General features: G+C 40.9%; 11 protein-coding genes. 10 read left to right on the top strand and 1 reads right to left on the bottom strand.

Annotation, left to right across the window (positions count from 1 at the left end):
- Window positions 1-8: 8 nt before the first annotated feature.
- From sucC to FBQ94_RS09025, 5 genes are all read left to right on the top strand, one after another.
- The gene (gene sucC / locus FBQ94_RS09005; protein WP_007223228.1) at window positions 9-1,169 is read left to right on the top strand and encodes an ADP-forming succinate--CoA ligase subunit beta; all 1,161 of its coding nucleotides are present in this window, start codon (window positions 9-11) and stop codon (window positions 1,167-1,169) included.
- A gap of 32 nt (window positions 1,170-1,201) precedes the next feature.
- On the top strand, window positions 1,202-2,074 hold the full coding sequence (gene sucD / locus FBQ94_RS09010) for a succinate--CoA ligase subunit alpha (RefSeq protein ID WP_007223227.1): 873 nt from the start codon (window positions 1,202-1,204) through the stop codon (window positions 2,072-2,074).
- A 111-nt stretch (window positions 2,075-2,185) separates the two neighbouring features.
- Complete coding sequence (locus FBQ94_RS09015; RefSeq protein ID WP_007223226.1) at window positions 2,186-2,440, top strand: 4Fe-4S dicluster domain-containing protein; 255 nt, start codon at window positions 2,186-2,188, stop codon at window positions 2,438-2,440.
- On the top strand, window positions 2,391-3,425 hold the full coding sequence (locus tag FBQ94_RS09020) for a thiamine pyrophosphate-binding protein (RefSeq protein WP_007223225.1): 1,035 nt from the start codon (window positions 2,391-2,393) through the stop codon (window positions 3,423-3,425). The genes FBQ94_RS09015 and FBQ94_RS09020 overlap by 50 nt, the downstream gene beginning before the upstream one ends.
- Window positions 3,426-3,492: 67 nt before the next feature.
- A complete protein-coding gene (locus tag FBQ94_RS09025) occupies window positions 3,493-4,239 on the top strand; it encodes a thiamine pyrophosphate-dependent enzyme (protein WP_007223224.1) in 747 nt (248 codons plus the stop codon).
- A 47-nt stretch (window positions 4,240-4,286) separates the two neighbouring features.
- Here the strand turns inward: FBQ94_RS09025 and FBQ94_RS09030 are convergent, their stop codons facing one another.
- On the bottom strand, window positions 4,287-5,249 hold the full coding sequence (locus FBQ94_RS09030) for an acetyl-CoA carboxylase carboxyltransferase subunit alpha (protein ID WP_007223223.1): 963 nt from the start codon (window positions 5,247-5,249) through the stop codon (window positions 4,287-4,289).
- 291 nt (window positions 5,250-5,540) lie between these two features.
- On the opposite strand from FBQ94_RS09030, the gene FBQ94_RS09035 reads away from it, so the two are divergent.
- The 5 genes from FBQ94_RS09035 (at window position 5,541) to nuoF (ending at window position 12,615) form a co-directional block, all read left to right on the top strand.
- Window positions 5,541-6,419 (top strand): prephenate dehydrogenase, encoded by an 879-nt coding sequence (locus tag FBQ94_RS09035; RefSeq protein WP_007223222.1) that lies wholly within the window; start codon window positions 5,541-5,543, stop codon window positions 6,417-6,419.
- A 12-nt stretch (window positions 6,420-6,431) separates the two neighbouring features.
- Window positions 6,432-9,308, top strand: a complete 2,877-nt coding sequence (gene purL, locus FBQ94_RS09040) for a phosphoribosylformylglycinamidine synthase subunit PurL (protein ID WP_007223221.1) — start codon at window positions 6,432-6,434, stop codon at window positions 9,306-9,308.
- 150 nt (window positions 9,309-9,458) lie between these two features.
- Entirely contained in the window at window positions 9,459-10,271 is an 813-nt protein-coding gene (gene purQ, locus FBQ94_RS09045; protein ID WP_007223220.1) for a phosphoribosylformylglycinamidine synthase I, read from the top strand.
- Between the two features lie 151 nt (window positions 10,272-10,422).
- Entirely contained in the window at window positions 10,423-10,917 is a 495-nt protein-coding gene (gene nuoE, locus FBQ94_RS09050) for an NADH-quinone oxidoreductase subunit NuoE (RefSeq protein ID WP_007223219.1), read from the top strand.
- Window positions 10,918-10,932: 15 nt separating this feature from the next.
- Window positions 10,933-12,615, top strand: coding sequence for an NADH-quinone oxidoreductase subunit NuoF (gene nuoF, locus FBQ94_RS09055; protein WP_007223218.1), 1,683 nt, complete (start codon window positions 10,933-10,935; stop codon window positions 12,613-12,615).
- Window positions 12,616-12,674: the final 59 nt, after the last annotated feature.

Here is a 12,674-nt window from a genome sequence, read left to right on the forward strand (position 1 = left end):
AACCATCTTTGAAGCTATATGAGTTTCAATCAAAAAATATCCTTAAAATGTATGGCATTTACGTTCCTCGTGGTAAAGCCATATCTTCCGGTAATGATGCATCAAAAGTATTCCGGGAAATTGGTTGTAACCGTTGTGTCTTAAAGGCGCAAGTTCTCGCTGGCGGCAGGGGGAAGGGCGGCGGCATCCAGTTCATTAATACACCTGAAGAAGCGCAGGCATGTGCAGCAGGCATGCTTGGCTCCTATCTTACAACACACCAGACCGGCCAAACAGGTATTAAAGTTAACTACCTCCTTGTTGAAGAAGCACTTTCAATTCAGAGGGAATTATACCTTGCCATAACTATCGATCGCGCACTTTGTACACCCATCTTGATTGTTAGTTCTGAAGGAGGGGTAGAAATAGAAGAAATTGCCAAAAAGACACCTGATAAAATTGTGAAAGAACCTATTGATGTGTTTTTAGGAATACTTTCATTTCAATTGCGTTGTATTGCATCCAGGCTGGATATATCAGGGGCGCTCTCCATAAAATTTAATAATCTTATTACCAATCTGTTTCATGTTTTTGTGAAAAATGATTGTTCATTAGTAGAAATTAATCCTTTGGTTGTGACGGGAGATGAAGAACTATGTGCATTAGATGCAAAGATAGATGTTGATGATAATGCTCTTTACCGCCATCCTGAATTTCAAGAGTTTATTCAAACCCAAGACCTTTCACCTCCTGAAGCATTGGCTAGGAAATACAAGCTTAGTTACATAAGTCTTGATGGGAATATTGGATGTCTTGTAAATGGAGCAGGTCTCGCTATGGCTACGATGGATATCATTAAGTTCCACGGCGGAGAGCCTGCCAATTTTTTGGATGTTGGTGGTGATGCCTCCCTGGAACAGGTTACCCAGGCGTTTAAGATTATTCTGTCTGACTCTAAGGTAAAAGCAATTTTGATCAATATTTTTGGTGGGATTATGAAATGTGATATCATTGCATCCGGTATTATTCAAGCCGTTAAAGAAGTAGGGATCCATATACCTCTGGTTGTGCGGTTGGAAGGAACGAACGTCGATAGAGCGAAAAAGATACTTCATGATTCTGGTTTACCTATCCTCTCTGCAAAGGATATGAAAGAAGCTGCAAGTTTGGTAGTGAAGGTATCAAGATAGGAGCTTAGCCACAAAACGCGCAGAGAAAGACAATGGGTATATTAATAGATAAAAATACAAGGGTAATATGTCAGGGTATAACCGGGCATGCGGGAAGTTTTCATGCTGAACGAATGTTGGAATATGGTACTAAACTTATTGCAGGTGTTACACCGGGTAAGGGTGGCACGACACAATTGGGCATTCCTGTTTTTGATAGTGTACGTGAAGCTGCAATAGATTTCAGGGCAAATGCTTCTGTAATCTATGTGCCTGCACCCTTCGCAGCAGATGCAATTATGGAGGCCTCTGAGGCGGGGATTGAGTTGATTGTTTGTATTACAGAAGGTATTCCTACCCTGGATATGATCAGAGTTAAAAAATATCTCTCACAGAGAAAAACACGTCTGATTGGTCCAAACTGTCCTGGTATTATTACACCTGATGCATGCAAGATTGGTATTATGCCGGGATATATCCATAAATCCGGTCATGTAGGAGTTGTCTCGCGGAGTGGAACTCTTACTTATGAGGCTGTCTGGCAGCTTACTCAAAGAGGACTGGGACAGTCTACCTGTATCGGAATTGGAGGCGATCCGATTGTGGGTACTGACTTTGTAGACATACTCAGGTTATTTCAGGAGGATAAAGAAACAGAAGTTGTTGTATTAATCGGAGAAATCGGAGGAAGCGCAGAGGAGGAGGCTGCCGAGGTCATAAGACGGGAGATCACAAAACCGGTTATTAGTTTTATTGCAGGAAGTACGGCTCCCCATGGTAAGCGTATGGGGCATGCCGGAGCTATCATTTCAGGGAATAAAGGCACTGCTATTTCAAAAGTTGAAGCATTGAGAAATGCCGGTGTTACTATTGTTGATAGTCCTGCGCATATTGGTGAAACAGTGGCAAAGATGATGTTATTATGAATGGTATGGACTATGAGTTATGAGATTTCTGGTATAATGATAGAAAACGATGCTTTGTATGTTTTTGCGGTAACTGAGAATGAGTTATTAAAGGGAAAGTAGGAAGGTGAAGTGACTGGGGAGAAAATTCAAAAACGAAAAGGGATTGTCCATATCAATCATGAATACTGTAAACGTTGCGGTATTTGTGTTAATTTTTGTCCTGTGAAAAATCTGGAAATTCAGCAACAAAAGCTTGTGGAATTACATAGGTGCATTGCTTGTAAGATGTGCCAGCGGTATTGTCCGGACATAGCTATTGAAATTGAGGAAGTAGATGAAAAAACAGTTGGTACAGGGAAATCAAGCCATCGTAATGGCGGCTGAAGTTGCCGGATTGAAATTCTATGCAGGCTATCCTATAACACCTGCATCTGAAATTATCCATGAGTTGGTCAATAAGAAACACATCAAGGTACTGCAGATGGAGGACGAGATTGCCTCGATTAATGCCAGTATTGGCGCGTCTTTGGCCGGGCTTAAAGCGATGACAGCTACCTCAGGACCAGGGTTTTCTCTTATGCAGGAGAGTATAGGGTTAGCCCATATGATGGAGATACCACTTGTTATTGTAAATGTTCAAAGGGTGGGTCCGAGTACGGGCATGCCTACTTTGCCTGCACAAGGAGATGTTATACAATGCATTCATGGCAGTCATGGGGATTACTTCCCTATCGTATTCTATCCCAATTCCGTCTCAGAACTGTATGCATATACCATTATGGCATTTAATGCGGCAGAGGAATCCATGAGTCCTGTTATCCTCCTCAGTGATGGATATATTAGTCATCTCTATGAGACTATTATACCTCACAGAGATTTTGAGATTAAGAATCGCAGCCGTCCGCCATTAGGTAAGGGCAACCGGCATTTTACAGGACTATCCCACGAAGGGTCTGTGCCAAGGACATCCGATGTTGATAACTACAGGAGGCTTATTACTCATTTATATGAAAAGCAGCAACTGGTGGCTCAGCGATACAATTGCTACGAGTATCTGGAATGTGGTAAAGATACCGATACACTCCTCATATCATACGGGGCGCTCTCCAGGGTAGCTTATTATTTTAAGAATGATTTTGCGCTGTATAGACCGATACGAATGTTCCCGGTGGTCGAAGAAATCAAAATAATCGCATCCAGGTATAAGCGTATCCTTGTTATGGAAATGAATACAGGACACTATGTTCGTGAGATTGAATGTATATTGCATCGTGAGATAGAGTTTATACCAATTTTGGGTGGCCGTATTGATTTACATGAAATAAAACAAAAAATAGGGAAAAAAACGATAGAGAGAAATGAGGAATAAAAAAATCAGCAGGGCTTATTGTTCATAAGAAGCGGAAGAAAAGATAAATCCGTAGAGAGAAAGAGGAATGGATAAAGAGAGCGGTTTTAAACGTTATTTGAAACTTGACTTGTTACCCACACCCTGGTGTCCAGGGTGTGGGAATGGCATTGTCCTGAAAACGATATGTCAGGCTTTTGATGAACTTGACCTGCCGAAGGATGGCACGGTAGTTATTTCCGGAATTGGATGTGCAGGCAGAAGCGCCGGTTTCTTTAATCTTGATTCAGTCCATACAGCTCATGGCAGAGCGATACCGGTAGCTGAAGGTATCAAATATGCAAATGATGCCCTTCATGTTGTTGTGGTGAGTGGAGACGGTGATTTGCTTGGTATTGGAGCTAATCATTTACTCCATGCAATACGGAGAAAAACAAATATTACTGTGGTATGTTATGCCAATGAAATTTATGCTATGACAGGTGGCCAGGCTTCTCCTATCACACCTCACAATACGAAGACCCTGACCACGCCTGATGGTAATCCAGACTATCCAACCGATGTGCAGTTTTTATTTAAACATCATAACTGCTACTTTGCCCGGACTTCAGCGTACCATCTAAATCATATGAAAAAATGCATTAAAGAGGCGTTAAAATTTAACGGCTTTTCCTTTGTGGAAGTAAGAACTATGTGCATTGTTAATTACGGCCGTCGTCTGGGTTATAAGAATTCCAACGAAATGCTTATGCATTACAAGGAACTTTATAAAATCAATGACTACACAGAAGAACTAGCTCAGGATGAAATCGGAATTATAAAAAGCAATTTTTAATATTGAGTTCACCTGAGAGATTATGATTTCTGCAAAGGCTAATAAGTTTAGCCTTCCAAATATTTACCTATCATTCTGTACCGATTATATCGGTTTTCCACAAGTTTGATAATGGGAATACCCTTTAACTCTTCTAAATATTTAATTATATGTGATTTTAATATATGTGCCATTGTTTTGGGGTCCTTATGCGCTGCTCCAAGGGGTTCCGGGATAATTTCATCCACAATACCTAATTTTAATAAATCTTTTGCTGTAAGCTGCAAAGATTTTGCTGCTTCGGATGCATTTTCGCTATTTTTCCACAATATTGCAGCGCAACCCTCAGGCGAAATTACAGAATAATAGGCGTATTCAAGGATGGAAAATTTGTCACCGATGCCAATACCTAAGGCACCGCCGCTTCCCCCCTCTCCTATGACGATATTGATAATTGGAGTCTTCAGTCTGCTCATCTCATAGATGTTTTCTGCAATGGCGTGTGCCTGGCCTCGTTCTTCCGCTCCGATGTCTGGATTGGCGCCTGGTGTATCGATGAGTGTAACAATGGGTAAATGGAACTTTTCTGCGAGCATCATTTTTTGCAGCGCCTTTCTGTATCCTTCGGGGTTTGGCATACCGAAATTACAAGCGATGCGTTCCTTTGTACTCTTTCCCTTTTGCTGTCCGATTATTAAAAGCCTCTCCTGTCCGATTTTTCCTAAACCACAAATAATTGCTTTATCGTCTCCGAAACACCTGTCTCCATGAAGTTCAACAAAGTCCTCAGCGATAAGATTTATGTAATCCGCTGAAAGCGGACGCAGGGGATGCCTCGCTATCTTGACTACATCGTATGGAGTTAATTGAGAATATAGCTTTATCTGAAGCCTCTCTTTTCTCTCCTTCAAATATTCTATCTCTGTTATCCTATTAACGTTATCTTGTGAGGAAGCGGTTTCTAAATCTTCTATACGATGCTCAATCTCCAGTATCAAATTCTCTAATTCTGTTACGGATTTCTCAGACAAAATATCTCCTCTCTTTATATTGTTATATTGCTTCTTAATATTAAGAGAATATCTTATAATGTAATGATTAGTATTCATTATGAGACTTAATATAGCGGATTTATTTTAATTAATTTTTGTCTTATTGCAAGGAAATTAAGACGTATAATTGTGAAGGGTTTATTCTCTAAAAATTGTTAATTCAAATGACTTAAAAACATTGACAAAAAGAAGCCTGAAATGTAACATTTGGTTTCTTTATACATGAAATTTTATATTCTATAATGTAGGGTAAACATAATTCAGAAATCTATGCACTTCGAGACCATCTGTATAATCGGCCCGGGGCTTATTGGTGGTTCCATTGGTTTAGCGTTAAAAAAAAGAAATTTGGCGAGAACCATTATTGGTGTAAGCCAGAGGGCTTCTTCTTTAGAAAAAGCTCTTAAAATGAATGCTATTGATATTGGAGTTTCATGTATTGATAAGGCTGTTAAAGATGCTGATATTGTAATACTAGCTACATCAGTAAATCAAATTATTAAAACTGCGAAAGAAGTTATACAATTAATGAAGAGCAATGCTATTCTCACTGATGTAGGCAGTACAAAGAATTGTATCGTTGAACAAATAACTCAGAACATCAGAAGCGATGTTGCCTTTGTTGGTGCGCATCCTATTGCCGGATCAGAGAAAAAGGGTGTTGAGTTTGCCTCGCCTGATCTTTTTGAAGGTTGTACATGCGTTGTAACACCATCGCAACTCAACCATACAAGCGCATTAGACACAATCTCCTGTTTATGGAAACTCTTAGGTGCTAAAGTAATATATTTAACCCCGGAACAACATGATAAAATATTGGCGGATGTAAGTCATCTCCCTCATCTGGTTGCATCATGCCTTATAAACGCAGTCAAAAAGGAATATCTTAGTTATGGCGCCAGCGGATTAAGGGATACTACAAGAGTCGCATCTGGTGATCCGGAGTTGTGGGTGGATATTTTTGATCAAAATCGAGAAAATATCATACAATCAATCGATCAGCTTATGGTTGAACTTACCGGATTTAAGAATGATCTTTTACATAAAGACAATACTACGTTACTGAACAGACTAAGAATGGCAAAGGTATCACGTGATAGTGTATTTCATAATAATTCGATACACCAAAAAAACCAAATTAAAGAATAGGCTTATTAAGGTATGTACTCAAGAATAGAGGTATTTTTTAAGAGCGAATTTCCTGATCCTTTAGGAAATACCATACGATCAGAAATTGAAGCGTTTGGCTTCCCCGGCGTGACAAGCGTAAGGGTTCACCAGGTTTATATCATTTTTGGAAACGTAAGCAAGCATGATTTGGATACGATTGCCAGAAAGCTTTTTGTGGATACGGTTACTCAGCGTTATCAATATAACGGGGATACAGTAACTCATAGAGGGATGAGTGATCGTTCGCCTTTCCACATTATTGAAATCAGCCGTAAACCAGGCGTTATGGACCCTGCGGAACTATCGATTCTGAAAGCACTCCGTGATATAGGAATACATGTAGACGGTATTAAAACAGCGCAAAAATATATCATAAACGGAAACCTGTCACGGGAGACCGTTCATACTATTGCGACCCGAGTTCTTGCAAATACCAAGATAGAAGATATTTTTGTTTATCCGGAGATGCCAGATTACAACCACGGCAATATCCATTATACCTTTAAGAAGAATTTTGTACCCTTGCTAGACGCTGATAATGCCCGGCTGGAGGAGATAAGCAGGCTTGGTCAGCTCTCCCTAAATCTTCAGGAAATGCAAGCGATTCAGGGGTATTACCGGTCACTGAAACGAGAACCTGCAGATGTTGAACTTGAAACAATTGCACAGACATGGTCTGAGCATTGTATCCATAAGACCCTGAAAGGCATTATTGATTTCAACGGGAACCGCATTGACAATCTGTTACGCAACACGATTATGAGAGTTACGGAAGAGCTTGATAAACCATGGTGTGTTTCTGTATTTAAAGATAATGCCGGTATTATACAATTTGATGATTGCTATAATATTTGTTTTAAGGTAGAGACCCATAACCATCCCTCCGCAATTGAACCATACGGAGGAGCTAATACGGGTGTCGGGGGTGTAATCAGGGATATTATGGGTACCGGATTAGGAGGCAAGCCGATTCTTAATACTGATATATTCTGTTTTGGTCTGCCCGATACCCCCCTGGATAAAATTCCGAAGGGTGTTTTGCATCCAAAAAGGGTCATGAAAGGCGTTGTTGCCGGTGTGAGGGATTATGGTAACCGTATGGGTATTCCTACCTCAAATGGCGCTGTCTTTTTTGATGAACGATATATTGGTAACCCGCTCGTCTTTTGTGGAACTGTAGGTATTATACCAAAGAATAAATGTCAAAAAGAGGCTCGCCCGGACGATCTCATTGTTGTTGTAGGGGGGAGAACCGGCCGTGATGGAATCCATGGCGCAACATTTTCCTCCGTAGAATTACATGATCGGTCAGAACAGATCTCCGGAGGTGCTGTACAAATTGGAAATGCAATAACAGAAAAGGCGTTATTGGATGCCCTCTTACAGGCGCGTGATAAGGGGTTGTACACCTGCATTACCGATTGCGGAGCCGGAGGTTTATCCTCTGCTATCGGTGAAATGGGTGAAAATTTAGGAGCAATTGTTTATCTGGAAAAGGTGCCTCTTAAATATGAGGGCCTCTCTTACTCAGAGATCTGGATCTCTGAGTCACAAGAGCGGATGGTGCTTGCTGTTCCGCCAGAAAAAGAGTCTGAGATTCTTCACGTATTTGAGACAGAAAATGTAGAAGCAACGGTTATCGGAAGATTTACCCGTGACAGGATATTGCGCCTGATGTACAATTCTCAGGGAGTTGGAGAAATAGAGATGAATTTCCTCCACAAAGGTATACCGAGATTAGAGCGCAAAGCTGTATGGCATAGACGTGTCTTTGAAGAGCCTGTTTTATCCGAAAAGGAAGATTACGGATTTGATGTAAAGAAGATACTCTCTGCCTGGAATGTTTGCAGTAAGGAATGGATTATACGCCAATATGATCATGAAGTGCAGGGGGGAAGTGTATTAAAGCCTCTTCAGGGTATTCAGAATGATGGGCCGGGCGATGCATGTATTATTATCCCTGTGCTGGGGAGCAGGAAAGGTATTATTGTATCGAACGGAATGAACCCGCGATATGGTGATATAGACCCGTATCACATGGCTGCCTCGGCAATTGATGAGGCGCTCCGGCAGATAATAGCCGTTGGCGGAAGTTTAAAACAGGTTGCACTCTTAGATAACTTCTGCTGGGGTAATACCAATAAGCCGGATCGCCTTGGCAGTCTCGTAATGGCTGCGCAGGCTTGCTATGATATTGCTCTTGCATATGGGACTCCCTTTATTTCTGGAAAAGATAGTCTGAATAACGAATTTGTTACTGATAAAGAGACGATTGTAATTCCTCCAACGCTCCTTATTTCTGCTATTTCAGTAATGGAAGATGTGCGGAATGCTGTGTCAATGGATATCAAAGAGCCTGGTAACCTGATCTATCTTATCGGGCTTACTCGAGCCGAATTAGGCGGCTCGCATTATTACCATGTCCACGGATATACGGGAAATAATGTCCCAAAGGTAGACGTAACCCTGGGCATGAAAATCATGAATGCTCTGTCCGAGGCAACAAATCAGAGAATTATCAGATCTTGTCATGATTGCTCTGAGGGAGGCCTTGCCGTTACCGCAGCAGAGATGGCATTTGCAGGGGGATATGGTATGTTGCTTAATCTCTCTGCCATAGCGACAGAAGGTCAAATCCACAGAAACGATACTCTTCTTTTTTCTGAGTCAAATACCCGTTTTATTGTTGAGGTGCGGCCTGAACATCACAAGCAATTCGAAGCTCTTATAAAAGATATTCCTTACGGAATGATAGGAAAGGTTATCGGAGAGCCGTTGCTCAAAATTAACGGACTCAACAACAGGCTAATTGTTCATGAAAATATTTACGATTTAAAAGAAGCATGGCAATCGCCATTGAGATGGTAGAGTGCTCTATTTTAATAATGAAGGGTTATGAGGGCACGGAAGATACAATGATTTGGAGGAAAAGCATGTGGAGAGTTATAACTATATTTCTTTGTGTCCTTTCTGACATTGAGGTTTAAATTAAATATATAATCGGTTACTATAGATACTATGACAATACCAAAGGTATTAATTCTCAGAACAGCCGGAACAAATTGTGATTATGAAACCCACTATGCCTTTGAAAAAGCAGGGGCAAAGGTGGATGTAGTTCATATCAATATACTCCTGACAAACCGGAAACTACTGAAGAATTATCAGATATTAGCTCTTCCTGGCGGATTTACTTACGGAGATGATGTTTCTGCTGGTAAAATATTAGCAAATCAAATCAAATATGATCTGGGAGAGGAGATTACAACCTTTATTCATGAGAAAAAATTAATCCTTGGGATATGTAATGGATTTCAAGTATTAACAAAGGCGGATTTACTGCCGGCTTCTGGCCTGTTCCGTAACAATAGTACACAGGGTGAATATCAGCAAGAGGCTACATTGGCCTTTAATGACTCGAACAAATTCGAGGATCGATGGGTTTATTTAAAAATCTGCTCCCACAAATCTATCTTTATCCATGATGAGTATATCCCGACAATATACCTGCCAGTAGCGCATGGAGAAGGGAAATTTATTGTACGGGATGAGAACGTTTTAAATAAGATCACAGCGAATCATCAGATTATCTTTAAATATGTAAACGAACGCGGAGAAGAAGCTGATTATCCATGGAATCCCAACGGTTCTGTTCAAAATATCGCGGGAATTTGTGACTCGACAGGTCAAATTCTTGGTATGATGCCGCATCCCGAAAGGTATGTAGAGCCGACACAGCACCCACATTGGACACGTAACGGACTCAAAGAGCAGGGAGACGGTTTTTTCATTTTTAAAAATGCAGTTCGTTATGTTAAAACTAATTTTTAATAGTTTACCGCAAAGGCGCAAGGCAAGACCTTACTGTCTCGTGTTTAGAGTTTTAACAAGAAACACAAGACCCCAAGCTCTCTGTGCATTTGCGTTGAATTGAACTCTCTAACTTTGATTTATTAAATAAGCGATTTGGAGACAAGATATTATGCAGAAAAACGTTACTCTAAATAAAGAAAGTAGCCCTTCGGTTGATTTGGCCCAGTGCAGGTCTATACTCTCAAACTATAGTTCGGTAACCCATGCGGATCTTATTCCTATCTTACAGCTTATACAAGATGCTTATGGGTATTTACCTCAGGATGTTCTGATAGAAATATCTGCTAAAACACGTATTCCTTTAAGTAAAATTTATGGAGTTGTTACCTTTTACTCACAATTCTATCTGGAACCACGTGGTAAATATACCATCAAGATCTGCACCGGTACGGCATGTCACATCAAGGGTGCACCTGATATAAAGAAAAAGATTTCAGATGTTCTCCAGATACAAGAAGGCGAAACAACTCCGGATTATAAATTTACCTATACACCTGTAGCATGTCTGGGCACATGTTTTCTGGCGCCAGTTATGATGATTGATGGTAGATATTATGGGAAATTAACCGTAGAAAAAACAGAGGCTATTCTCAAGGGTTATTAAAAAAGGAGAGACAAATTGAAAAAATTAGAAAGTCCTGATGAACTGGCAAAGTTCAGGAAATCCCTCGAATCGAAATATCGCTCTGATAAGATACGAGTATTGATCTGTACGACAGGTTGCAGGGCGCTTGGCGCAGAAGAAGTTTTTAAGGCCTTTAAGGCTGAGATTAAAAAGCTATCTTTAGAAGATAAAGTAGAAATTGTTGATACCGGTTGTCAGGGTTTATGTGCCCGGGCGCCTGTCTTAACCATTGAACCCATGGGTATTTTTTATGGCAGAGTGACAGAGACGGACGTTACAGAAGTTGTTTCACGAACTATCCTGAAAGGCGAAGTTATTGAGCGGCTCTGTTATACAGATGCCGGCAAACGTATTCCCTATGTTCGTGATATTCCATTTTATAGCAAACAAGAAAAGATCGTATTAAGAAATTGTGGTGAGATCGATCCAAAAAATATTCATGAATATATCGTCAGAGACGGATATGCAGCCCTTTCAAAGGTGCTTTCGGATATGACACCGGATGATGTAATTCTTGAAATGAAAAACTCAGGCCTCCGCGGCAGAGGCGGCGCCGGGTTTCCTACAGGCAATAAATGGGAATTTGTTAAAAAGGCAGTAGGAGATATAAAATATATTATTTGTAATGGAGATGAAGGCGATCCAGGTGCTTTCATGGACCGGGCAGTTCTTGAAGGTGACCCCCACACGGTGATTGAGGGGATGCTTATTGGTGCTTATGCAATTGGGGCAAGAAAGGGGATTATCTATGTGCGTGCAGAGTACCCCATTGCAGTGGAGCATTTAAAGATTGCCATAGAACAAGCAAAGACCCTTGGACTTTTAGGAGAAAATATCCTTGGGTCTCAGTTTAGTTTCGATTTAGAAATCAAAATGGGCGCTGGTGCATTTGTATGTGGTGAAGAGACAGCCCTCATTGCCTCTATTGAAGGAAAGCGAGGTATGCCGCGTCCGCGTCCTCCATTTCCGGCCACTAACGGCCTTTGGGGAAAACCTACGAATATCAATAATGTGGAGACCTTTGCAAACGTACCCGTCATTATTCTTAAAGGATCTGAATTCTATAAAGCTATTGGTACAGAAACGAGTAAAGGCACAAAGATATTTGCTCTTGCAGGTAATGTAAAGAATACAGGGCTTGTAGAAGTTCCGATGGGAACGACACTGCGTGAAATTGTTTTTGATATCGGTGGTGGTATTCCCGGAAGGAAAAAATTCAAAGCAGCTCAAATGGGAGGTCCCTCAGGTGGGTGTGTGCCTGCTCAGCATCTTGATCTTTCTATTGATTATGAAACAGTCAAAGAGGTAGGGGCTATTATGGGTTCTGGTGGCCTTATTGTCATGGATGACTCAGCCTCTATGGTTGAAATTGCACGGTATTTTATGGAGTTTTGCCAGGATGAGTCTTGTGGAAAGTGTGTTCCTTGCAGGATTGGAACCAAAAGGATGCTTGATATTCTTACCCGTATTACAAAAGGAGAGGGCAAAAAAGAGGATATTGATTTGCTCAGGGAATTGGCCGAGGTTACCAAAACAGCGTCGTTATGTGGTCTGGGTCAAACGGCAGCTAATCCTGTACTGTCTACAATTCATTACTATATCAATGAGTACGAGGAATTGATTAACAAAAAAAGCTCTCAAACTCCGCCTCAGCAGAGGTCGGCCCAACAATCGTAAGTTTAAAGATGCAATACAGTTGGACAGGAATTTCTAGCATTAATAAGGAGAAAAAGGCA

This window comes from Candidatus Jettenia sp. AMX1 (assembly GCF_030263775.1).
GTDB lineage: Bacteria > Planctomycetota > Brocadiia > Brocadiales > Brocadiaceae > Jettenia > Jettenia caeni.